At 54.7% G+C, this 23,246-nt stretch carries 27 protein-coding genes and 1 other annotated feature; of the genes, 10 read left to right on the top strand and 17 right to left on the bottom strand.

Going from position 1 to position 23,246, the window contains the following annotated elements:
- The first annotated feature begins 37 nt into the window (after positions 1-37).
- Positions 38-1,084 (top strand): 3-deoxy-7-phosphoheptulonate synthase, encoded by a 1,047-nt coding sequence (locus HFD87_RS04200; protein ID WP_010670032.1) that lies wholly within the window; start codon positions 38-40, stop codon positions 1,082-1,084.
- Positions 1,085-1,091: 7 nt separating this feature from the next.
- Here the strand turns inward: HFD87_RS04200 and HFD87_RS04195 are convergent, their stop codons facing one another.
- From HFD87_RS04195 to HFD87_RS04125, 15 genes are all read right to left on the bottom strand, one after another.
- On the bottom strand, positions 1,092-2,543 hold the full coding sequence (locus HFD87_RS04195) for a YdiU family protein (RefSeq protein WP_167422986.1): 1,452 nt from the start codon (positions 2,541-2,543) through the stop codon (positions 1,092-1,094).
- An 80-nt stretch (positions 2,544-2,623) separates the two neighbouring features.
- Entirely contained in the window at positions 2,624-3,370 is a 747-nt protein-coding gene (locus tag HFD87_RS04190; RefSeq protein ID WP_061704014.1) for an EAL domain-containing protein, read from the bottom strand.
- A 295-nt stretch (positions 3,371-3,665) separates the two neighbouring features.
- Positions 3,666-4,124 (bottom strand): C40 family peptidase, encoded by a 459-nt coding sequence (locus HFD87_RS04185; protein WP_010245666.1) that lies wholly within the window; start codon positions 4,122-4,124, stop codon positions 3,666-3,668.
- Between the two features lie 68 nt (positions 4,125-4,192).
- Positions 4,193-4,942, bottom strand: a complete 750-nt coding sequence (btuD, locus tag HFD87_RS04180; protein WP_167422985.1) for a vitamin B12 ABC transporter ATP-binding protein BtuD — start codon at positions 4,940-4,942, stop codon at positions 4,193-4,195.
- Positions 4,943-5,488: a glutathione peroxidase gene (locus tag HFD87_RS04175; RefSeq protein WP_010670029.1), complete on the bottom strand. Its 546-nt coding sequence runs from the start codon at positions 5,486-5,488 to the stop codon at positions 4,943-4,945.
- Between the two features lie 50 nt (positions 5,489-5,538).
- Positions 5,539-6,522 (bottom strand): vitamin B12 ABC transporter permease BtuC, encoded by a 984-nt coding sequence (gene btuC, locus HFD87_RS04170; protein WP_167422984.1) that lies wholly within the window; start codon positions 6,520-6,522, stop codon positions 5,539-5,541.
- 179 nt (positions 6,523-6,701) lie between these two features.
- Positions 6,702-7,004, bottom strand: a complete 303-nt coding sequence (ihfA, locus tag HFD87_RS04165) for an integration host factor subunit alpha (protein WP_003853259.1) — start codon at positions 7,002-7,004, stop codon at positions 6,702-6,704.
- Between the two features lie 4 nt (positions 7,005-7,008).
- Complete coding sequence (gene pheT, locus HFD87_RS04160; RefSeq protein ID WP_163637134.1) at positions 7,009-9,396, bottom strand: phenylalanine--tRNA ligase subunit beta; 2,388 nt, start codon at positions 9,394-9,396, stop codon at positions 7,009-7,011.
- Between the two features lie 14 nt (positions 9,397-9,410).
- The gene (gene pheS / locus HFD87_RS04155) at positions 9,411-10,394 is read right to left on the bottom strand and encodes a phenylalanine--tRNA ligase subunit alpha (protein WP_010245680.1); all 984 of its coding nucleotides are present in this window, start codon (positions 10,392-10,394) and stop codon (positions 9,411-9,413) included.
- A 71-nt stretch (positions 10,395-10,465) separates the two neighbouring features.
- Positions 10,466-10,591: a sequence feature (Phe leader region), on the bottom strand.
- Positions 10,542-10,586, bottom strand: coding sequence for a pheST operon leader peptide PheM (pheM, locus tag HFD87_RS04150; RefSeq protein WP_106120997.1), 45 nt, complete (start codon positions 10,584-10,586; stop codon positions 10,542-10,544). It overlaps the preceding feature by 45 nt.
- Before the next feature lie 117 nt (positions 10,592-10,708).
- On the bottom strand, positions 10,709-11,065 hold the full coding sequence (gene rplT, locus HFD87_RS04145; RefSeq protein ID WP_003853267.1) for a 50S ribosomal protein L20: 357 nt from the start codon (positions 11,063-11,065) through the stop codon (positions 10,709-10,711).
- A 42-nt stretch (positions 11,066-11,107) separates the two neighbouring features.
- Positions 11,108-11,305 carry a 50S ribosomal protein L35 gene (gene rpmI / locus HFD87_RS04140; RefSeq protein WP_010245683.1) on the bottom strand — a complete coding sequence of 66 codons (198 nt, stop codon included), beginning with the start codon at positions 11,303-11,305 and terminating at the stop codon, positions 11,108-11,110.
- Between the two features lie 99 nt (positions 11,306-11,404).
- Positions 11,405-11,956, bottom strand: a complete 552-nt coding sequence (gene infC / locus HFD87_RS04135) for a translation initiation factor IF-3 (RefSeq protein WP_029519030.1) — start codon at positions 11,954-11,956, stop codon at positions 11,405-11,407.
- A gap of 3 nt (positions 11,957-11,959) precedes the next feature.
- Entirely contained in the window at positions 11,960-13,888 is a 1,929-nt protein-coding gene (gene thrS, locus HFD87_RS04130) for a threonine--tRNA ligase (RefSeq protein WP_010245687.1), read from the bottom strand.
- Positions 13,889-14,134: 246 nt separating this feature from the next.
- A complete protein-coding gene (locus HFD87_RS04125) occupies positions 14,135-14,896 on the bottom strand; it encodes a YdiY family protein (RefSeq protein WP_010245689.1) in 762 nt (253 codons plus the stop codon).
- Between the two features lie 350 nt (positions 14,897-15,246).
- On the opposite strand from HFD87_RS04125, the gene ghoS reads away from it, so the two are divergent.
- Together ghoS and HFD87_RS04115 are read left to right on the top strand one after the other, a co-directional pair.
- Positions 15,247-15,564, top strand: coding sequence for a type V toxin-antitoxin system endoribonuclease antitoxin GhoS (gene ghoS / locus HFD87_RS04120; protein ID WP_167422983.1), 318 nt, complete (start codon positions 15,247-15,249; stop codon positions 15,562-15,564).
- A gap of 78 nt (positions 15,565-15,642) precedes the next feature.
- Positions 15,643-16,536 (top strand): fructosamine kinase family protein, encoded by an 894-nt coding sequence (locus HFD87_RS04115; protein ID WP_033757473.1) that lies wholly within the window; start codon positions 15,643-15,645, stop codon positions 16,534-16,536.
- Between the two features lie 12 nt (positions 16,537-16,548).
- Here the strand turns inward: HFD87_RS04115 and HFD87_RS04110 are convergent, their stop codons facing one another.
- Positions 16,549-17,085 carry a YniB family protein gene (locus tag HFD87_RS04110; RefSeq protein WP_167422982.1) on the bottom strand — a complete coding sequence of 179 codons (537 nt, stop codon included), beginning with the start codon at positions 17,083-17,085 and terminating at the stop codon, positions 16,549-16,551.
- A gap of 146 nt (positions 17,086-17,231) precedes the next feature.
- On the opposite strand from HFD87_RS04110, the gene hxpB reads away from it, so the two are divergent.
- The 6 genes from hxpB (at position 17,232) to HFD87_RS04080 (ending at position 22,543) form a co-directional block, all read left to right on the top strand.
- Complete coding sequence (gene hxpB / locus HFD87_RS04105) at positions 17,232-17,900, top strand: hexitol phosphatase HxpB (RefSeq protein ID WP_010670023.1); 669 nt, start codon at positions 17,232-17,234, stop codon at positions 17,898-17,900.
- Positions 17,901-18,073: 173 nt separating this feature from the next.
- Positions 18,074-18,910: a 5-dehydro-4-deoxy-D-glucuronate isomerase gene (gene kduI / locus HFD87_RS04100; RefSeq protein ID WP_167422981.1), complete on the top strand. Its 837-nt coding sequence runs from the start codon at positions 18,074-18,076 to the stop codon at positions 18,908-18,910.
- A gap of 16 nt (positions 18,911-18,926) precedes the next feature.
- Positions 18,927-19,688, top strand: coding sequence for a 2-dehydro-3-deoxy-D-gluconate 5-dehydrogenase KduD (gene kduD / locus HFD87_RS04095; RefSeq protein WP_010245706.1), 762 nt, complete (start codon positions 18,927-18,929; stop codon positions 19,686-19,688).
- A gap of 140 nt (positions 19,689-19,828) precedes the next feature.
- The gene (locus HFD87_RS04090) at positions 19,829-20,419 is read left to right on the top strand and encodes a metal-dependent hydrolase (RefSeq protein WP_010245708.1); all 591 of its coding nucleotides are present in this window, start codon (positions 19,829-19,831) and stop codon (positions 20,417-20,419) included.
- Between the two features lie 151 nt (positions 20,420-20,570).
- A complete protein-coding gene (locus tag HFD87_RS04085) occupies positions 20,571-21,962 on the top strand; it encodes an L-cystine transporter (protein ID WP_010670021.1) in 1,392 nt (463 codons plus the stop codon).
- 188 nt (positions 21,963-22,150) lie between these two features.
- Positions 22,151-22,543, top strand: coding sequence for a DUF6515 family protein (locus HFD87_RS04080; RefSeq protein ID WP_167422980.1), 393 nt, complete (start codon positions 22,151-22,153; stop codon positions 22,541-22,543).
- Between the two features lie 66 nt (positions 22,544-22,609).
- Here HFD87_RS04080 and osmE read toward each other — a convergent pair whose 3' ends face one another.
- Positions 22,610-22,945 (bottom strand): osmotically-inducible lipoprotein OsmE, encoded by a 336-nt coding sequence (osmE, locus tag HFD87_RS04075; RefSeq protein ID WP_010245718.1) that lies wholly within the window; start codon positions 22,943-22,945, stop codon positions 22,610-22,612.
- A gap of 49 nt (positions 22,946-22,994) precedes the next feature.
- Between osmE and HFD87_RS04070 the strand changes: the two genes are divergently transcribed.
- Positions 22,995-23,201: a hypothetical protein gene (locus HFD87_RS04070; protein WP_167422979.1), complete on the top strand. Its 207-nt coding sequence runs from the start codon at positions 22,995-22,997 to the stop codon at positions 23,199-23,201.
- Positions 23,202-23,246: the final 45 nt, after the last annotated feature.

Here is a 23,246-nt window from a genome sequence, read left to right as displayed (position 1 = left end):
TATTTCACCGCTGCGAAGAACCGTTTTCGAGAAACCCATGAACAAAACCGACGAACTGCGTACCGCACGCATTGGTAGTCTGATTACCCCCGCCAGCCTGGCGGCTGAGCATCCTGTCTCTCCGGCAATTGCCGACAATGTCACCGCTGCCCGTAAACGTATTGCCCGTATTCTGACGGGTGAAGATCCCCGCCTGCTGGTGGTGATTGGCCCCTGCTCGCTGCACGACCCGAAAGCGGCGCTGGAATATGCTGAGCGTCTGAACGCGTTACGCCGCCGCTATGAAGATCGGCTGGAGATTGTGATGCGCGCCTACTTTGAAAAGCCGCGCACCGTAGTGGGCTGGAAAGGCTTAATCTCCGATCCGGATCTGGATGGGAGCTACGATGTGAACCGCGGCATAGGCATCGCCCGCCAGCTGCTGATTGATATCAACGCGCTGGGCCTGCCTACCGCCACGGAATTCCTGGATATGGTGATCGGCCAGTTTATTGCCGATCTGATTAGCTGGGGCGCGATTGGCGCACGCACCACCGAAAGCCAGATCCACCGCGAAATGGCATCGGCCCTCTCCTGCCCGGTCGGCTTTAAAAATGGCACCGATGGTAACGTACAGATTGCCGTGGATGCGATTCGCGCCGCGCGCGCCAGCCACATGTTCCTTTCGCCCGATAAGCTGGGCCAGATGACTATCTATCAGACCAGCGGCAACCCGCATGGTCATGTGATCCTGCGTGGCGGCAAACAGCCTAACTATCATGCCAGTGATGTTGCCGCCGCGGCCGAAAGTCTGTCGGCATTTAATCTGCCACAGCAACTGGTGATCGACTTCAGTCACGGTAACTGCCTGAAGCAGCATCGTCGTCAGATGGATGTCGCGGCAGAGGTGGCAGAACAGATTAAAGCGGGATCGCAGGCCGTTGCCGGTGTGATGATTGAAAGCTTCCTGGAAGAGGGCAATCAGAAAGTCGTCAGCGGCGAACCGCTGGTCTACGGCAAGTCGATTACCGATCCCTGCCTCGGCTGGCAGGAGAGCGAAAAGGTGCTCGCCCTGCTGGCCGAGGCGGTTTCTCACCGCCTCTGAGTCTGCATCAGCTGGAGCAGCTCACCTCCAGGGTTTTGCCCCAGTCTGGCGGCCGCTGACGATATTCAGCGGCTGTCTGATCGCTAAAGGGTTGCTGTAACGCCTGATGCAGACGTGCCAGCGCCCCCTGCTCTCCCCGCTCCGCCTCTTCAATCGCCTGCTGCGCCAGATAGTTGCGCAGAATCACCGCCGGATTGGCCGCCTTCATCACGGCCTGACGTTCTGCATCGCTGACCTGCTCATCCATCAGACGGCTGCGGTAGCGCTGATACCAGCTATCAAACGCCTCACGATCAATAAACTCATCCCGCAGCGGTGAACGGCTGTCAGCCTGTTGCGTCTCACTGAGCAGGCGGAACGTCAGGGTGTAATCGCTATGCTCCTGCGTCATCAGTGCCAGCAGATCGGTCAGAATCTCATTATCGCTGCTCTGCTGCGTCAGCAGACCGAGTTTCGCCCGCATCCGTTCGCCCCAGATCCGCATCAGTTCAGGTTCGTAGGCGCTCAGTGCCGTCCGCAACTGCTCGGTGGTCAGCAGACCCGACAGCGCATGTGCCAGCCGGTTAAGATTCCACATGCCGATCATTGGCTGATTTTCAAAGCTGTAGCGCCCCTGATAGTCACTGTGATTACAGATGAAGTCAGGCTGATAATCATCCAGAAAACCAAAGGGGCCATAGTCGATGGTCAGACCCAGAATCGACATGTTGTCCGTGTTCATCACTCCATGAGCAAAGCCCACGCTCTGCCACAGCGCAATCAGACGCGAAGTGCGTAACACAATGTCGGTAAACCACTGTTGATAGCGGTCTGCTTCAGCGTCCAGATGCGGCCAGTGATGGCGAATGGCGTAGTCGGCCAGTTGCTGCACTTTCTCCTGCTGCTGGCTGTAAAAGAAATGCTCGAAATGACCGAAACGCAGATGACTCGGTGAAATGCGCATCAGCATCGCGCCACGCTCTGTTGTTTCGCGGTAGACCGGCTCATCACCTATCGACAGGGTCAGCGCACGCGTAGTGGGAATGCCCAGATGATGCAGCGCTTCCGAGGCGAGAAACTCACGCACGCTGGAACGGATCACGGCACGACCATCCCCCATGCGGGAATAAGGCGTCAGGCCTGCGCCCTTGAGATGCCAGTCCAGCTTGCTGCCATCCTCCAGACGCTGCTCACCCAGCAGAATGCCGCGCCCGTCGCCAAGCTGGCCCGCCCAGACGCCAAACTGATGGCCGCTGTAGACCTGCGCCAGCGGCTGCATGCCGGGCAGCAGTGCGGCACCGTGCCAGACGGCATGACCCTTATCGGCAAAGAGCGCGCTATCCAGCCCCATTGAGGCTGCAAGCGGTGCGTTATGATACAGCAGGCGTCCGCCTGCCAGTGGCGTGGGGTTCAGCGCGGTGTAACACCCGGTAAGTTCACGGAACCAGGTGTTGTCAAAAGAGGCCTTGCCTGAGGACATTGTTTCTCCCATGCGATGCTCAGCGTTACTTAAGGTTAGTCCTCTAGTGTAACGCTGATAGCGGGGATTAACAGGAAGTATCAGCCGGGATGCTGCGCGGATGGCACACGATCGTCGGCGCAGATCAGTGAATGCAGCGCGTCAGATTTTACCACCGGGAAGAGCGCACCCTGAAACTCAGCACCGCTCAGCTGGCTGACTTTATCCAGCAGCACGTCGTCATCAATGCCACAAATAATGAGCCGGTCACAATGGGCGCGGAAATTATCGATAATGCTCTGAATAAATGGCACGAATGAAGCGCGCTTTGCCAGCGAATGAATAAACTCTTTGTCCAGGCAGATGCAGCTGAATAAATTATCGTAGACCGCATTAGAGGGGGTCTTACCCGCGCCGAAATGAGAAATCGCTAAATTAAACTCAGCATGCAGGCTTGCCAGCAGGGGATTATTTTTTCCCAGTTTTAGTTGCGGAAACGTTTCAGTGATATTCAACAGAATGAATGGCAACTGGTTTATTTTGCGCATCACTAATTCGCTGGCCAGCAGCGTCCGGGCCATGCCTTCATCAATACGTATAAATGCTGACACGGAATGCGCTTCAAAAAAGCCGCGATTCTGCTCCAGCAATCCAATCTGACTTTGCAGCAGGCGCAGCTGCTGCGACTCATCGAGCTGCGGCAGCAACAGATCCTGCGGCAGGGTGATGGGGGCACTTTCATGCACAAACTGCGTGACCAGCTCGACAGCAGTCAGTCGCCCATTAACATCACAGACAGGATAAAACCAGATTTCCGACTGATAGTCGGCCGAAAGATGAATTTTCATTTTAATGCCAGAATATGCGGCGATGGGGATATCGTATAGTAATGGTCAGGCGCAGGCAATAGTGCCAAATCATTGAAGAGACGAACTTCTTTACTCTTCCATTGCCGTTTGGCAGCAGGCGATCACCCTTAAGCCAAATAGTAGCGATAAAACAGCGGTTATTAGTGGAATTAAATAAGCGTTTATTATGTTTATTAAAACCCACGCTCAATAACTGTCATTTAAAATAAACCTTTTACTCTCTGTTTTAACTCTATTTAAAATTGGACTTAAGTCTGATTCCCCGGACCTGCGTTTAAATACGACGGGCCTGCCAGAACACTTTTCGCCAGTAGACATTGTCGAGCGAGGAGCGGATGACGCCCTGGCTGGTTGAGGCATGAATAAAGGCATTATCGGTGTCATAAATGCCCACATGCAGGCCATTCTCCCCGCGACCGGTTTTGAAGAAGACCAGATCGCCTGGCAGCAGCTCGTCTTTGCTGATTCGGGTGCCGATATCGCTTTGAGCTGAGGTGGTGCGCGGCAGTTGCAGCGCAAATTTATCGCGGAAAGTCAGATAGACAAAGCCGGAGCAGTCAACCCCGTTACGACTCATGCCGCCATAGCGATAAGGCGTCCCACGCCAGTTACCGAGCTGATCGTTCAGTTCCGCAATCACGGTGATCGAATCGGAAAGACGGCCATTAATCGGCGGAGCGTGATGACTGCATCCCGTCAGCAGCAGAACTAAAATCAGCAAACCCAGGCGCATCGCCAAATGTCCTTATCAGAAGTTGCAACCGGCTTAATGTAGCGGTAAAGCCCGCCGGGTAGCAAGTGTCAGGGCAATACGGTCAGCAGCGTGCGTCCTTCAAGTTCAAGCTGCCGGAAAGCAATCTGGTAGATCGGTGTCAGGCGCTGCGGCGTCAGAACCTCAGCCGGTTCACCCTGCGCAATCAACGCTCCCTTATCCATCAGCCAGACCCGATCCGCCTGTTGCAGGCTGTGGTTGAGGTCGTGACTGCTGGCGATAACGCTGATGCCCGCCGCGCACAGGTCGGCAATCAGATCGTCCACCGCTTTTTGCTGGGCGATATCCAGCGCGGTCATGGGCTCATCAAGGATCAGCAGCCGCCCGTGTGGATTGATGTGGGGATCAATCTGCACACAAACCGCCGCCAGCCTGACGCGCTGCCATTCACCACCGGAGAGCCGGGTCAGTGAACGCGATAACTTATCCGGCAGCTGAAGCCGTTTCAGCAGCGTGCTGAGGCGATCGTCTGTCTGCCCCCCCGCCTGTTTCAGATGCAGACGCAAATAGTGCCAGACCGGCATCTGACTCAGCGGTGCCTGCTGCTGAGGCAGCCAGCCGCGAACCCGGGCCATCGCTGCGCCATTCCAGTCACTCAGCGGCTGTTCGTCCAGCAGCACCGTGCCGGAGGCGGGTTGCAGTCCCGCAATCACGCTGAGTAAGGTGCTTTTGCCTGCACCGTTCGGGCCTGCCACGTGCAGCAGTTGACCGGCGGCAAGCTCACCGGTCAGTGGCAGCAGCCGTCCGGGGACGGCGGCCTGTTGCAGGCGCAACAGCATCTATTTTGCCAGCGCCTGCTTAATGGTTTCCAGAATGATCGGATCTTCCGGCGTCATGTCAGGTGCAAAACGCTGGATCACGCTGCCGTCACGGCCAATAAGGAATTTTTCGAAGTTCCACAGAATGTCGCCCTGCTCTTTCGGCGCGCGTCCTTTGCTCTCCATACGCTCGTAAAAGCCGCTGCCTTCCGGGCGCACCGCGTCAGGTCGGGCAGCGATCAGCTGAGCATAGAGCGGATGACGGCCTGCGCCATTCACCTCGGTTTTGGCAAACATCGGGAACGTGACGCCATACGTGGTGCTGCAGAAGGTTTTAATCTCCTCACTGCTGCCCGGCTCCTGCTCCAGAAACTGGTTGCAGGGAAAACCGAGTACGCTGAAGCCCTGATCCTGCCAGGCTTTCTGCAGATTCTCCAGCTCTTCATATTGCGGCGTCAGACCACATTTCGAGGCAACATTGACCACCAGCAGTACCTTGCCCTGCCATTGTGACAGCGTGGTTTTTTCCCCATCGAGCGTAACCAGTTCAGTTTGATAAATGTTCATGCTGTTTCCTGTTGTGGATGCTGTTGTGGATGCAGAGTCGCCAGCCGAAGCTAGCGTGAAGATTTCACCAGTAAAATAATAAACAGCGGCGCGCCCAGTGTCGCCGTCACGACGCCTATCGGTAATTCCGCCGACGTCAGCGCCAGGCGTGCCACAATATCGGCTGCCAGTAATACACCGGCGCCAGCCAGCGCCGATGCCGGCAGCAGATAACGGTGATCGCTGATGCCGCTCATACGCACCAGATGCGGGATCACCAGTCCGACAAAGCCAATAGCACCGGCCATCGCGACGCTGATGCCGACCAGCCAGCCCATGGCGAGCACCAGCAGGTTACGCCAGTAGAAGAGAGACAGTCCGAGCTGGCGGGCAGATGTCTCGCCCAGCGCCAGCAGATTAAGAATCTGCCCGGTCGCCCCCAGGGCCAGCATCACCGGCAGCAGCGCCAGCATCATCCAGCCATAGCGCCAGTCAATCCCGCTGAATCCCCCCATCATCCAGTACATCAACTGACGCAGATCGAGGCTGGTACTGAAGTAGACCGCCCAGGTCATGATGGCACTACAGATAATCCCCAGCGCCACGCCGGTAAGCAACAGTCGGGTGACCGAGAGCTGACGATGGGCAAAATGCAGCAGGATGAGCGTAATAATCAGCGCACCGGCCATCGCCGCCAGCCCGAGGCTCCACAGCGAGCCGCTGCCCAGCAGCACGCCAAGCACCAGGCCAATACCGGCACCGTTCGAGACGCCGAGCAGGCCGGGCTCCGCCAGCGGATTTGTAAACAGCGCCTGCATCACCACACCGCATACCGCCAGCGACGCACCGACCAGCACCACCGCCAGGCTGCGGGGCAGCCGCAACTGCCAGACAAAGAGCCTGCCGCTTTCCGTGAACCAGTCTGAGGGCGCGATCCAGCTGTCACCGGCACACAGGCTGAGACAGAGCAGTGCAGAGAGCATAAGTGCTAACACAATAAGCCATTTCTGGCCGCGCTGGTCGGCCTGGCGCGCGAGCTGGTCGAGCAGAGACATAAGCGGGATTAGCTGAGAAAACAGAGATTTGATTGTAGAGGGATTGCAGAAAAAAGAAAGGCAGATGAGGCGGTTTGCTCTTTGCCGTCAGGGAGATTAACGGGCGCGGGAAGCGGGATTACTGCGTACTGAAACCATGAAAAAAGGCCGCTTGCGCGGCCTTTTTGAAACGCTGAAATTCAGTCAGTCTCTTTGGGTGTAGCGTTCTCTACGCGGCTTTTCAGCTTCTGTCCTGGGCGGAACGTTACTACGCGACGCGCAGTAATCGGAATATCTTCACCCGTTTTCGGGTTTCTGCCAGGACGCTGGTTTTTGTCACGCAGGTCAAAATTACCAAACCCAGACAGTTTTACCTGTTCTCCATTCTCCAAAGCGCGACGTACCTCTTCGAAAAACAGCTCAACTAACTCTTTGGCATCGCGTTTGCTCAGCCCGAGTTTCTCAAACAGGTACTCTGACATCTCAGCTTTTGTAAGCGCCATAGGTTCAATCCCTCAAGGTTGCCTGGAATCGCTCTTTTAATGCCGCAACGCATTTGCCAACGGTCGCGGCAATCTCCTCTTCTTCGAGTGTCCGGCTGGTATCCTGCAAAATCAGGCTGATTGCGAGGCTCTTGTAGCCCTCAGAAACGCCCTTACCGCGGTACACGTCAAACAAGTTTACGCCAACTACCTGATTTACGCCAACTTTCTTACACTCCGCGATGATATCTGCTGCGGGGACGTTTTCAGCCACCACAACGGCAATATCACGACGGTTCGCCGGGAAGCGAGAAATCTCGCGCGCGTCAGGCAGGACGCGGTCTGCGACCTTATTCCAAAGCAGTTCAAAGACTAAGGTGCGGCCATTGAGATCAAGCTTACGTTCCAGCTCAGGATGAACCACGCCGATAAATCCGATATGTTCATCATGCAAATAAATCGCCGCGCTCTGTCCTGGATGCAACGCCGGATTCGCTTCAGCACGGAAGCTGATGTCATCCAGTTTGCCGGTTAAATCGAGCAGCGATTCTAAATCGCCTTTCAAATCATAGAAGTCAACTGTCTGACGCGCCAGATCCCAGTGCTCTTCAACGCGGTTACCGCTGATGACGCCAGCCAGCATAAGATCCTGACGGATGCCCAAATCTGCCTGGGTATCCGGCACAAAGCGTAAGCCGCTCTCAAACAGGCGCACGCGGCTCTGCTGACGGTTCTGGTTGTAGACTACCGCGCTGAGCAGGCCGGTCCAGAGTGAGAGACGCATGGTCGACATATCGCTGGAGATTGGGCTCGGCAGCAACAGCGCCTCCTCACCCGGGTGCAGCAGCTGCTGAATTTTCGGATCGACGAAACTATAGGTAATCGCTTCCTGATAGCCCTTGTCCACCAGCAGGTTTTTCGCGCGCTTCAGCGACAGATTCGCTTCGCGATGCTGAGTCATCACCAGACCCGCCTGTACCGGCACATCCGGAATGTTGTTGTAGCCATAAATACGGGCCACTTCTTCAACCAGATCTTCTTCAATCGCCATATCGAAGCGCCAGCTCGGGGCGACGGCCTGCCACTGCCCTTCTCCCACAGTCACTTCACAGCCGAGGCGCGTCAGAATGTCAGTCACCTGCTCATCCGCGATCACGTGGCCAATCAGACGGTCCAGCTTTTCACGACGCAGCGTGATCGTCGCTGGCACAGGCAGGGCTGCCTGATGGGTCTGATCGATGATCGGGCCCGCTTTACCGCCGCAGATTGACAGCAGCAGCTGGGTAGCACGCTCCAGTGCGGTATGTTGCAGCGCCGGATCAACACCACGCTCGTAGCGATGTGACGCGTCGGTATGCAGACCATGACGACGGGCGCGGCCGGTAATAGAGAGCGGATCAAAGTAAGCGCACTCGAACAGGATATTCTGCGTTTCGCCGTTCACGCCCGAATGTTCGCCACCAAAGATACCAGCCATCGCCAGCGCTTTCTGATGATCGGCGATCACTAAGGTATCACTCTGCAGGCTGGCTTCAGTGCCATCCAGCAGCGTCAGCTTTTCGCCCTCTTTCGCCATACGCACCACGATACCGCCGTCGATGCGGTCGAGATCGAAGGCGTGCATCGGCTGACCCAGCTCCAGCAGAACGTAGTTAGTGATATCCACCACCGGATCGATAGAACGAATACCACAACGACGCAGCTTCTCTTTCATCCACAATGGCGTTGACGCCTTTACGTTAATCCCTTTTACTACACGGCCCAGATAGCGTGGACAGGCTTCTGTCGCATCAACCTGAATCGGGAAAGTGTCGTTCAGCGTCGCAGCGACCGGCTGCATCTCCGGCACGTTCAGTGGCAAACCGTTGAGGACGGCGACATCACGGGCGATACCGATCAGACCCAGACAGTCAGCGCGGTTAGGCGTGACGCTGATTTCGATGGTGTTGTCATCAAGCTGCAGGTAGGTGCGGATGTCAGTGCCAATCGGCGCATCGGCTGGCAGTTCGATGATGCCGTTGTGGTCGTCGGAAATCCCCAGCTCGGAGAAAGAGCAGAGCATGCCTTCAGACGGCTCGCCACGCAGTTTAGCCGCTTTGATTTTGAAATCGCCTGGCAGCACGGCACCGACGGTGGCGACCGCGACTTTCAGTCCCTGACGGCAGTTCGGCGCGCCACAGACGATATCCAGCAGGCGATCGCCGCCCACATTGATTTTGGTCACACGCAGCTTGTCTGCATTCGGGTGCTGGCCGCACTCCACCACTTCCCCGACCACGACGCCGTGGAAGGCACCGGCAACCGGATCAACGCCGTCAACTTCCAGACCGGCCATAGTGATTTGTTCAGACAGCGCAGCGCTGTCCAGGGCTGGATTTACCCATTCGCGTAACCAGAGTTCACTGAATTTCATTGGATATCCTGCCCTTACTTAAATTGTTTGAGGAAACGTAAATCATTTTCAAAGAAGGCACGCAGATCGGTCACGCCGTAGCGCAACATGGTCAGACGCTCCATGCCCATACCAAAGGCGAAACCGGAGTAGACTTCCGGATCGATGCCGACATTACGCAGCACGTTAGGGTGGACCATGCCGCAACCCAGCACTTCCAGCCACTTGCCGTTTTTACCCATGACGTCTACTTCTGCTGATGGCTCAGTAAACGGGAAATAGGAGGGACGGAAACGAATCTGCAGATCTTCTTCGAAGAAGTTGTTCAGGAAATCGTGCAGCGTGCCTTTCAGGTTGGTAAAGCTGATGTTTTTATCCACAATTAGCCCTTCCATCTGATGGAACATCGGGGTATGGGTCTGATCGTAATCGTTACGGTAGACGCGGCCCGGCGCAATAATGCGAATCGGCGGCTGCTGAGCCTTCATGGTACGGATCTGCACGCCGGACGTCTGGGTACGCAGCAGGCGCGTGGCGTCAAACCAGAAGGTGTCGTGATCGGCACGGGCCGGGTGATGGGCAGGAATATTCAGCGCATCGAAGTTATGGTAATCATCTTCAATTTCTGGACCGGTTACGACGCCAAAGCCTAACTCACCAAAGAAGGTCTCAATGCGATCCATGGTGCGGGTTACCGGATGCAGGCCGCCATTCTCAATGCGACGGCCAGGCAGAGAGACATCAATGGTCTCTTCAGCCAGACGGGCATTCAGCACCGCAGCTTCCAGGGCATCTTTGCGCGCATTCAGACGCTCGGTGACCTGCTGCTTCGCTTCATTGATTACCGCACCCGCTGCCGGCCGCTCTTCGGCTGGCAGCTCGCGTAACGTAGTCATCTGCAGTGTCAGATGTCCTTTCTTACCCAGGTATTCGACGCGCACCGCGTCAAGGGCGGCGATATCCGTCGCCCCGTCGATGGCCGCCGTGGCGCTGGCCACCAGTTCTGCGAGTTGGGACATAGTTTCCTCTTTTTCCAGTCAGGCTGGTCAGTTCTCGTTGGGACCTGCCGGTCCAATATGCTAGCGCCAGAAACAAAAAAGCCTCCACGAGGGAGGCTTTTAGCGCGATTTTTCGTTTCTTTTCTTATGCGCAAAAGCCCCTGGATGTCAGGCGCTAAAGTAAAAAAAGAAACGGAAAATAGCAGCGTTCATGCTTGCGGTTACCTTGTCATGCGATACAGGGGGTCTATTGAAATGCTCAGCGACGAAAATGTCAATCTTTTGCGTAAGTTACAGGCAATAAAAAAGGGAGCAAGCTCCCTTTTCCATCTGACTTACGCCAGGGCTGATTTCGCTTTTTCGACCAGTGCAGAGAATGCCACTTTATCGAATACCGCGATGTCGGCCAGGATCTTACGGTCAATCTCAATGGCTGCTTTTTTCAGACCATTGATGAAACGGCTGTAAGACATGCCGTTCTGACGAGCCGCTGCGTTGATACGCGCGATCCACAGCTGACGGAACTGACGCTTACGTTGACGACGGTCACGGTAAGCATACTGACCAGCTTTGATAACAGCCTGGAAGGCAACGCGGTAAACACGTGAACGTGCACCGTAATAGCCTTTAGCTTGTTTTAAGATTTTTTTGTGACGTGCGCGAGCAACTACACCACGTTTTACACGAGCCATTTAGCTCTCCTGTTTAATATTCTGATTTAATGAAAAAATTACTTATGCGTACGGCAGGCAGGCAATTACCAGACCCAGATCGCCTTTTGACACCATGCCTTTAGGGCGCAGGTGACGTTTACGCTTAGTAGATTTTTTGGTCAGAATATGACGCAGGTTTGCGTGTTTACGCTTGAAGCCGCCAGAAGCGGTCTTGCGGAAACGCTTAGCCGCACCACGTACAGTTTTAATCTTTGGCATTTTAAAAATATCCACTTCGCATTGTTAATAACATGACCCAGACAGGCGAACAGTTAACCGCACAGCGCGAACGCTGCGCGGTTAGTGTTACTTGAAAGCCTACTGTTTCTTCTTAGGAGCGAGCACCATGATCATCTGGCGGCCTTCGATCTTCGAAGGGAAGGATTCGACAATGGCCAAATCCAGATCTTCACACAGGTCTTTACGGACGCGGTTAAGCACTTCCATACCGATCTGCTGGTGCGCCATCTCACGACCGCGGAAACGCAGCGTGATTTTGGCTTTATCGCCTTCTTCCAGAAAGCGAATCAGGTTGCGTAGTTTGACCTGATAGTCGCCATCATCGGTTCCAGGACGGAATTTGATTTCCTTAACCTGAATAACTTTTTGCTTCTTCTTCTGTTCCTTAGAAGATTTGCTTTTTTCATAGAGGAACTTGCCGTAATCCATGATGCGGCAGACCGGCGGTTCGGCATTCGGGCTGATTTCGACTAAGTCGCCGCCCGCTTCCTCGGCTTTTTCCAAAGCTTCGCGTAATGTGACAATGCCAATCGGCTCGCCATCCATGCCTGTTAAGCGCACTTCAGTTGCGCGGATTTCACTGTTGATTTTGTTCGGACGCGTCGGTAGTACTCGTTTTCCGCCTTTAATACTTTATTCCTCCAATTGTTGAAGATTTCGGCTGCGAATCTCTTGTTGAAGTTTCTCAACAAACACATCGACATCCATCGACCCAAGGTCTTTACCACGGCGGGTGCGAACGGCAACTTTGCCAGATTCCACCTCTTTATCACCGCAGACCAACATATAAGGGACGCGACGTAATGTGTGCTCGCGGATTTTAAAGCCTATCTTCTCATTTCTCAAGTCTGCCTTCACACGAATGCCAGCATTCTGCAGCTTACGCGTCAAAGACTCAACATATTCTGCTTGTCCGTCGGTAATATTCATTACCACGACTTGCAGCGGTGCCAGCCAGGTTGGGAAGAAACCGGCGAATTCTTCGGTCAGAATACCGATGAAACGCTCCATTGACCCCAGAATCGCACGGTGAATCATCACTGGCGTCTGACGATCATTGTTTTCACCCACGTAGGTTGCTTCAAGGCGTTTTGGCAGGGAGAAGTCTAGCTGAACTGTTCCGCACTGCCAGGCGCGATCAAGACAATCGTACAAAGTAAACTCAATTTTAGGACCGTAGAACGCGCCTTCGCCTGGCTGGAACTCAAACTCAATATTGTTTTCGTTCAGCGCCGCAGCCAGATCTTCCTCGGCACGATCCCACATCTCATCCGTACCGATGCGCTTCTCAGGACGGGTGGATAACTTCACCACAATCTTTTCAAAACCGAAGGTGCTGTACATGTCATAAACCATGCGGATACAGCTGTTCACTTCGTCACGCACCTGCTCTTCAGTACAGAAGACGTGTGCATCATCCTGGGTAAAGCCACGAACACGCATCAGGCCGTGCAGCGCACCTGAGGGTTCATTACGGTGACAACTGCCGAACTCTGCCATACGCAGCGGCAGATCACGGTAGGATTTCAGACCCTGATTAAAGATCTGAACATGCCCAGGACAGTTCATCGGTTTGATGCAATATTCACGGTTCTCAGATGAGGTGGTGAACATCGCTTCTTTATAGTTTTCCCAGTGCCCGGTTTTTTCCCACAGGACGCGATCCATCATGAATGGACCTTTAACTTCCTGGTACTGGTACTCTTTTAACTTGCTGCGGACAAACACTTCCAGCTCGCGGAAGATGGTCCAGCCGTCATTATGCCAGAAGACCATGCCTGGTGCTTCTTCCTGCATGTGATAGAGATCCAGCTGCTTACCAATCTTACGATGGTCACGCTTCGCCGCCTCTTCCAGACGCTGCAGATAGGCTGCCAGCTGCTTTTTGTCTGCCCATGCGGTGCCATAAATACGCTGCAGCATTTTGTTGTTGCTGTCGCCGCGCCAGTAGGCACCGGAGATCTTCTGCAGTTTAAAATGATGGCAGAACCGCATGTTCGGCACGTGCGGACCGCGGCACATGTCGACATATTCTTCGTGATGATACAGGCCAGGCTTATCGTCATGGCTGATGTTTTCATCAAGAATGGTGGTCTTGTAAATTTCGCCGCGCGCCGCAAAGACGTCGCGAGCTTCCTGCCAGCTGACCTTCTTCTTCACCACATCGTAGTTGGTTTCAGCCAACTGATGCATGCGTTTTTCCAGCAGGTCGATATCTTCCTGGGTCAGGGTACGATCGATATCGACATCATAATAGAAGCCGTTATCAATGACCGGGCCAATCGCCATTTTGGTATCCGGCCACAGCTGTTTAATCGCATGCCCTAACAGGTGCGCACAGGAGTGACGGATGATTTCCAGACCCGCTTCATCTTTAGCGGTAATGATCGCTACGGCGGCATCTTCAGTGATGGGATCAACAGCATCAACCAGTTCACCGTTAACACGCCCAGCGATACAGGCTTTCGCCAGACCAGGACCGATGTCCAGCGCAATATCCATCACACTGACAGGGCGGTCAAACACGCGCTGGCTGCCATCAGGAAGCGTAATTACAGGCATTTCATATCCTTATTTGCAGTGGTAAGCCACACGAAAGCCTACATGCAACGTAATGTAAAATTAGTGACCCGGCGTGATATCAGACCCACATTGTCGGAATGTCGCCAGGATTTCAGTGCGGGGCCGATGATAGCAGTTTTCCCCGGCGAGAAAAACCCATGCCTTTTTCGCTAAGCCCTGGAGAAATCAAAAAAAAGCGGCCTGACACACTGTCAGACCGCTGTGAATGCTGCTGCAAAAATGCGCTTACATAGCGTAAGAGAGCATGATTGAGGTTTTGGTATCGGTGCGATCAGGCGCAGATTCCGCCGGATTGTTGTTCCAGCTGACGTTGTAAGCCAGCTTCAGCGCGAAGTGGCTGTTGATCGCCACCTGCAGACCAGTTTCGGAGTTCACCGTGGTGTCTTCTCCAAAGCTGCTCAGCACTGACACGCCCTGAATAAATTTAGTGGTGTCGGTCAGCTGCCACTGATAGCTGACTGCGCCATAGCCCAGCGCTTTGGTCTGATGACCACCCGCGTGATAATCGTCATAACGTACACCCGGACCCAATTCCGCACGCAGCGAGTGCACCGGTCCATTCAGAATCTGACGACCGTAACCGGCTGTCAGCACGTCGCGTGAATCGTAGCCATTGAAACGATCGCTTAACCAGCTCGCCTGTCCAAACAGGTAGTCATACGAGTTGAGGTTGTAACGTGAACGACCACCGATGTTGTATGTTTCAGAAGAGCGCTCATCGTTTGACGAGGTGTTGGCTGCGTTACCCCACAAGCTGTAAGCCATAGATGACTGATACCAGGTCATATTGGTCTGAGCCGTCATTGATGAACTGGTGGTGTTACCGGTTTGCGCCAGATATCCCGCAGCAGCAGAACCTTCAAACGGCTTTTTAGCTGTTGAAGGGTCATCCATTGACGTAAATACGGCGTTATCGGCCATTGCCTGGTGACAAAAAGCTCCGGCGGAGAGCAAAAGAACAGCAGACAGCTTGTTATAGGCTTTCATTAAATGTGATCCGTGCGACTGTTTAAAAAACGGAGAGTCTGAAGCGTTTTGCCGGGCATTCAATGCAATTTACGGTAAGTTTTGTAAAAAATTATTAACTTACACAAAATGCCTGGAATCGCCCTGACAACCCCTGTTAATTGGGACTCATCTTATTAACGTGGCGCATTATAGTGCTGCCCAAATGAAAAGCCAGACGCAACGGCAGAAGATTTTTACGTTATGCTGCTGGCTCCTGACACGAATTTACGCTATGCATCACGTCACACACGCAGCATCTCCTTCATAATTCGCCTGATTTTTCACCATGGTCTACGCTCAGTTCAGTTTCCCTTCCCCGGAGGTGCCTCATGAGCAACACCTTAACCCGCTATATCGTGACCTTTCACTATCAGGAGTCGGGCTTAAGTGACATCCTGGAACTGACCAGCGCAATGACCGCCGCAGGTTTCACGACCACGATGACAGATGACGACGGCCATCCACATGAACTCGATACGAACAGCTATGGCATCGTCAGCACGCTGGAGGCTGAGGAGCTGCGTCAGCAGGTCACTGCGGCCGGTGAAAGCGCGCTGGGTCAGGAACCCGAGGTGACCGTCACGACCTTCGAAGAGTATCTGCGCGATGCTGCCGATCATCGCCCTGCCACCTCAGCGCCAGAATAAAGGGTGCAATTGCGCGGTTTTTGGTGAATATTTACGCAATACAATCGAACTTACGCAGCGAATAACGAGGATAGCCCAATGTGGTCAGCCATTAGTCGTCTGTTAAGCGAGCAGTTAGGCAACGCCGAAATCACTCAACGTCACGCCCTCGCGGGGGGTGATATCCATCCCACCTGGCAGATCCGCTACGGTGATCACGACGTCTTCGTCAAAAGTAACAGCCGCGATATGCTGTCGCTCTTTACCTGGGAAGCAGACCAGCTGGATTTGCTGGCGCGCACCGGCACGGTTCGGGTGCCTAAAGTCTATGGTGTGGGTCATCATCGCGAGGAGAGCTTTCTGCTGCTGGAATATATCAGGCCACAGCCGCTTGATGAGCAGAGTGCATATCAGCTCGGTCAGCAACTGGCGCATCTGCATCAGTGGAGCGAGCAGACGCAGTTCGGCCTCGATTTCGACAATAACATCACCACGACGCCCCAACCCAATAGCTGGCTGCGCCGCTGGTCGGTTTTTTTTGCTGAACAGCGCATTGGCTGGCAGCTGCAACTGGCAGCGGAAAAGGGAATTCAGTACGGGGATACAGAGCTGATCGTTGCCTGCGTGCAGCGGGTGCTCGCGTCACATCATCCGCAGCCGTCGCTGTTGCATGGCGACCTCTGGCCGGCTAACTGCGCCAGCAGTGAGAGTGGCCCCTGGCTGTTCGATCCTGCCTGTTACTGGGGCGACCGTGAGTGCGATTTAGCTATGCTGAGCTGGTACCCTGACCTGCCTCGCCAGATTTACGACGGTTATCAGGCGGTGTGGCCGTTACCGGATGGTTTTTCGCAGCGTCTGCCGGTCTACCAGCTCTACTATCTGCTCAACCGGGCTAACGTCTTTGGCGGGCACTGGCCAGGCGATGCACAGTTCGCCATTGGCCAGTTGCTGGATGAGGATGCGCTGGGCGCCAGTCAGGCCAGACCGGCCTGACAAAGCTCGCGGTCAGATAAAGCCCAGCAGCGACAGCGCAAAATAACCGGCTATCGCAATCACCACCGGCAGGACATAGAGCGGGAAGATCTGCAGGAAGATGGTGTGGCGAGGTACGCGCAACTTCTCTTCCAGTTGCTGACGGCTACGCCCTTCACTGCCTTTTGCCTGCTCCAGAATCATCTGATCCTCAATGCCTTCTTTGACGTGACGCGCCTGACGTCCCATCCGCGCGCCTGACGACTCCAGTGCCAGCCCGACAAAAATCAGAATGTAGATCAGCCAGAAACCCAGGTTCATCTGACCGTTAAATTCCGGTACCGGCGAGTTATGCCAGAAGACATTCAGGAACGGTGTATTGAAGCGCAGCATATCGACGATGACGTGGACGAAATCGAGCATGACGGCATCAATGCCTGGCTGCTTTTCGCTGTGCTTAAACATAAAGCTCAATACAGAAATAATGGTCGACAGCAGCGCCACTAAAAAGAGCACCCAGCCTGCCACTCGCTTGAGGATGGCGATACGGCCAGCCTGTTGATAGGTCATAATATCTCCTGAACCCGGAATCCAATTTGCCGTCAGTTTACCTGCCAACGGTGAAATTTCCCAAATAAAGCGTGGCCTGTCGGGCAGAGCGTGCGCCAGCAAAGAATGATGGTAAGGTAAAGCTGACTTTAAAAGGAGACCCCCCGATGCCTTATCACCGCCCTGTCCTTGCCGCCCTGTTTGATATGGATGGCTTACTGATCGATTCTGAGCCTCTGTGGGATCAGGCTGAGCTGGATATCTTTTCAACGCTGGATGTTGACCTGTCACGTCGCAGTGAAATGCCCGATACCCTGGGTCTGCGCATCGATCAGACTGTACGGATGTGGTACGAAACGCTGCCCTGGCATGGCCCCTCTCAGCAGGAGGTCACTGAGCGGATTATTACGCGCGCCATGACGCTGGTGGATCAGACGCGGCCACTGCTGCCGGGCGTGGAAACGGCGCTGCAACTGTGCCGGGAACAGGGGCTGAAAATCGGCCTTGCCTCCGCATCACCGCTAAAGATGCTGGAACAGGTGCTGGAGATCTTCAATCTGCGCCCTTATTTCGACGTACTGGCTTCAGCAGAAGCGCTGCCCTACAGCAAGCCCCATCCGCAGGTCTATCTCAACGCCGCCGCCAGCCTGGCGATCGATCCGCTCAACTGCGTCACGCTGGAAGATTCGTTTAACGGCATGATCGCCACCAAAGCAGCGCGAATGCGATCGATTGTGGTGCCCGCCGCTGAACACCGTGACGATCCCCGCTGGACGCTGGCGGATGTCCGGCTGGACAATCTGACCCAGCTTAGCCTGCAGCATCTGCAGGGATAATATCAGCCCGCTTATGGCGGGCTTTTTATTGCCTGTTGCACCTGTCACTTGATCTGACCCGCAAAAAATAAAACAACGTTTCATTTTTATTGAATTCCCATCCCGCTCTGCCTAAGATGCCAAAAGCGTCCCCGTTTGGGGCATGAATAACCTGACCTGCAGAGAGGCCTGAGATGGACGTTCGTCAAAGCATTCACAGCGATCACGCTAAGCAACTCGACACTGAAGCACTGCGCCGCGAGTTCCTGATTGAGAAGATATTTACTGCCGATGATTACACCCTGACCTACAGCCATATCGACCGCATCATTATTGGCGGCGTCATGCCGGTGAATAATCCGGTCACTATCGGTAATGAGATGGGAAAACAGCTGGGCGTCGCTTATTTTCTTGAACGCCGCGAGCTGGGCATGATCAATATTGGCGGCCCGGGTCTGGTAGAAGTTGACGGTAAAGCGTGGGAAATCGGTCACGAAGAGGCACTTTACATCGGCAAAGGTGCGCGCAACCTGCAGTTCCGCAGCCTGAACCCTGCGCAGCCGGCCAAATTCTATTACAACAGTGCGCCAGCACACAGCACCTTCCCGGACAAGAAAATCACGCTGCAGGAAGCCGCCACCGCGACGCTGGGTGATGCCGCGACCTCCAATCGCCGCACCATTAACAAATTTATCGTGCCGGATGTGTTGCCCACCTGTCAGCTCACCATGGGCTTAACCAAACTGGATGAAGGCAGCCTGTGGAACACCATGCCCTGCCACACCCACGAACGCCGCATGGAAGTCTATTTCTACTTCGATATGAGCGAAGAGTGCGCCGTCTTCCACATGATGGGGCAACCGCAGCAAACCCGCCATCTGCTGGTACACAACGAGCAGGCGGTGATCTCACCCAGCTGGTCAATTCACGCCGGTGTCGGCACCCAGCGTTACACCTTTATCTGGGGCATGGTGGGTGAGAATCAGGTCTTTGATGACATGGACCACGTCAAAATCAGTGAACTGCGCTGAGCAGAGGAGAAATACCATGGTACTGAGTACGTTTAACCTGGAAGGTAAAGTCGCGCTGGTGACCGGCTGTAATACCGGTTTAGGGCAAGGTATGGCGCTGGGTCTGGCCCAGGCGGGTTGTGATATCGTCGGCGTTAACCGTGATGGCCCGGATGATACCCAAAGTAAAGTGGAGGCGCTGGGTCGCCGGTTCTGGCCGGTGCAGGCCGATCTGATGCAGACCAGCGTGGTGGCCTCAGTGGTTGAACAGGCGCTGGCCGCTGCCGGTAAAATTGACATTCTGGTCAACAATGCCGGCATTATCCGCCGTGAGGACGCACTGAATTTCAGCGAGCAGGACTGGGATGACGTGATGAACCTTAACAGCAAGAGCCTGTTTTTCCTGTCGCAGCAGGTTGCCCGTCAGTTTATCGCGCAGGGTAATGGCGGCAAGATCATCAATATCGCCTCCATGCTCTCCTTCCAGGGCGGTATCCGGGTGCCCTCTTATACGGCGTCGAAAAGTGCCGTGATGGGACTGACCCGTCTGATGGCGAACGAGTGGGCAAAACATGGCATTAACGTCAATGCCATCGCTCCCGGTTACATGGCCACCAACAATACGGAACAGCTTCGTAATGATGAGTCGCGTAGTGAAGAGATTCTGGGCCGTATTCCGGCAGGCCGCTGGGGCGTGCCGGATGACATGATGGGCCCGGTAGTCTTCCTGGCCTCTTCCGCGTCTGACTACGTGAATGGCTACACCCTGGCGGTGGATGGCGGCTGGCTGGCGCGTTAATCTTACTGGCGGACAGTGTTTCATCGCTGTCCGCCTTGTTAATAATATTCATGCTTCGTTACAGCGTCACATGTTCTCATTTACTGGATAAATCCCTATACTGGATGCATCGACAGTTTTCTTTGCAACCAGGTTCTATCATGACGGGCGAAGGCCACATCATTTTTGCCATTGCCAGCGCTATCTTTGCGAAGCGTGCTGAGCTGACACCGGTGCTGGCGCAGGCCGACTGGTGGCATCTTGTTCCCTCAGCCCTGCTGACATGTCTGTTGCCCGATATCGATCACCCTAAATCTCTGCTGGGACAGCGACTGCGCTGGCTCTCTCATCCAATTGCGCGCGCGTTCGGCCATCGCGGCTTTACCCACAGTTTGCTGGCGATAGCCGCCGGTTTATGGCTTTTTCAGATAAACCTGCCCCAGTCGTCGCCGATACCGCCTGATGTCTTACAGGGTCTGACGCTGGGCTACCTTAGCCATATTGTGGCCGATATGCTGACGCCTGCCGGGGTTCCACTGCTGTGGCCCTGCCGCTGGCGCTTCCGGCTGCCGATTCTGCGCAGCCAGAAAGGCAACCAGCTTGAGCGGGCATTGTGCCTGGGACTGGTGGGATATGCGCTCTGGTTTCCGGTGGGCATGCCATCTTTTGGTGCAAACGGCTGGCCGTCACAGCTGTTCGATACGCTACAAAATGGCGTCGGACGGTTGATTTCCAGTCATACTGCGCAATAAATCAGCACAAAACGCCTTTAAGTTATAAACCATGCCATTTGGATATAAGGCACCCTCTTCGCCTGCTGTTACCATTCCTGCTGTCTTAATTCGTGATTAACATTATGCGGCCTTTCCAGAGCGAAAGGCCGCATTACTCTGGAGTTTCAGTATGGACCTTCCTCTTACGCTTAATATCGTAGCCTTTGTGGTGCTGCTGGTATTGCTCTCTCGCTTCAGCCGTCAGAACTGGAGCCTGTCGAAAAAAGTGCTGACCGGTCTGGTAATCGGCGTACTGTTCGGCCTGGTTTTGCAGTTGATCTACGGCGAAAACAGCGCAGTGGTCAAAGAGTCTATCAGCTGGTTTAATATCGTCGGTAATGGCTATGTCCAGTTGCTGCAGATGGTCGTAATGCCGCTGGTGTTCGTTTCCATTCTGAGTGCGGTTGCCCGTCTGCATAACGCCTCGTCGCTGGGAAAAATCAGCGTACTGACGATTGGCGTACTGCTGTTTACCACCGCGATCTCGGCGCTGGTCGGCGTCTTCGTGACCGGCCTGTTTGGCCTGAGCGCTGAAGGTCTGGTTCAGGGCGTGCAGGAGACTGCGCGTCTCAGTGCGATCCAGAGCAACTATGTCGGCAAAGTGGCTGACCTGACCGTGCCGCAACTGGTGCTCTCCTTTATCCCGAAAAACCCGTTTGCCGATCTGACCGGAGCCAGTCCGACCTCGATTATCAGCGTCGTCATCTTCGCCGCCTTCCTGGGCGTGGCTGCACTGCAGTTGCTGAAAGATGATGAAGTTAAAGGTCAGCGCGTGCTGGTCGCGATCGATACGCTGCAGTCCTGGGTCATGAAGCTGGTGCGTTTAGTGATGAAGCTGACGCCTTATGGTGTGCTGGCGCTGATGACCAAAGTGGTTGCCGGTTCTAACCTGCAGGACATCATCAAGCTGGGCAGCTTTGTGGTCGCCTCTTACCTCGGTCTGGCCATCATGTTTGGAGTCCACGCCCTGCTGCTGTCGGTAAATGGTATCAACCCGATGCGCTTCTTCCGTAAAGTGTGGCCGGTTATTACCTTCGCCTTTACCAGCCGCTCCAGCGCAGCCAGCATTCCGCTGAGCGTGGAAACCCAGACCCGTCGTCTTGGCGTGCCTGAGTCGATTGCCAGCTTCGCGGCCTCTTTTGGTGCCACTATCGGCCAGAACGGCTGTGCCGGTCTCTATCCAACCATGCTGGCAGTGATGGTTGCGCCAACCGTCGGGATCAACCCGTTTGACCCGCTGTGGATTGCGACGCTGGTCGGGATCGTGACGCTGAGCTCAGCAGGCGTTGCCGGTGTCGGCGGTGGTGCAACCTTCGCGGCGCTGATTGTCCTGCCTGCGATGGGCCTGCCGGTCACCCTGGTGGCGCTGCTGATCTCCATTGAGCCGCTGATCGATATGGGTCGTACTGCCCTGAACGTCAACGGTTCCATGACCGCCGGTTCCCTGACCAGCCGCTGGTTAGGTCTGACCGATAAGCGCGTCCTGGAAAGCGACGACAACGCCGAACTGGCGCACCGCTAATCTGCTCTGAACCTGGCGCGCCCGCGCCAGGTTATTCCCGCCCTTCTTCTCCATAATCTCCCCCATTAATGGCGACGCCGTTAAGAAAGCGTTAAGCATGGTAAACAGGCGAAAAATCGCCGCTTTAGTGCTTGTCTTTGCCCGATAAAAAGCGAATTCTGCAGCCAGTCTTATGAGGAGAACACCTGATGAAAAAGATAATCGCCTCGCTTCTGACGCTGACGCTTTTGACACCCGCTCTGGCTTTCGCCCATCCTGGCGACTGGGGCCCGCCGGGTGGATGGGATCGCCATGGCGGCCACGGGCCACACTGGGGCGGACCCGAGCCGGTGCGCTTTTTGCCTGAAGCCGCAACCGCGGTGCTGACAGGCGGACTGACCTACTATCTGCTCAATGGCAATTATTATCAGCGTCACGGCGATGAGTATGTGGTGACAGAGCCGCCTGCAGAGTCGCGGGTCAGCAGTGAAATGCGGGTACTCGACTTTAACGGCAAACGCTTCTATGTGCAGGCTGGCCACTTCTACCAGCGGCAGATAGATGGCGATTATGTTGAGGTGCCACGTCCGGCAGGTTTGTAGTCAGCGCCACAACGAAAAACGGCCCGTCATAATGACGGGCCGTTTGCTATTCAGGGGTGCTATGAGTTACTGCTGAACCTGCGGATCGGTGTCATATTCCGCACAGCTCTGGAAGCCGTAGTTCATGACACGGCCGGTGTCGTTATAGCTCACGAAGTAAGTCTGAGCTTTACCGTCGCGCTGACCCAGCACATAAGTCTGGCAGGTGCCGCGCGCGTGAACCATGGTGATTTCAGTAGAAGGCGTACCGGCGATCTGACGAACCTGATCACGGGTCATACCCTTTTTAACATCCTTTACCACTGGCTTAGTCACGTAGCTTTCCGCACGATCGTAAGTCGTACAACCAGACAGTGCAGCCAGCGTCAGCGCCGCAGCGATACATCCCATCACTTTATTCATCTTGTTGTTCCTCATTTATTGTCCATGTGGAAACAAGCCTGGAACATAAATGCTGATTTATCAAGTTTATGACGAACAATTAGTGGCCTGTCAAATGTCAGGATTTCGTAAAGAAGGCTGTTTTGCTGTCAACGCAGACGTATACTGCCCGGCAAAACAGGCACCCGATAGCGCCCCGTTTTCAGAGACCGCACCGTCATCCGCGCAGTCGCAGATTGACGTAAATGTCACGTTACCGGACGCTGTTTTTCACTGACTTACCCGCTTTCTGTTTACCCCATCGCTGACAATCCCGAGGATA

Source organism: Pantoea sp. EKM21T (assembly GCF_011800405.1).
Taxonomy (GTDB): Bacteria; Pseudomonadota; Gammaproteobacteria; order Enterobacterales; family Enterobacteriaceae; genus Pantoea; species Pantoea agglomerans.
Note: the sequence above shows the minus strand (reverse complement) of the source record. Positions and strands in the feature narration are given on the sequence as shown.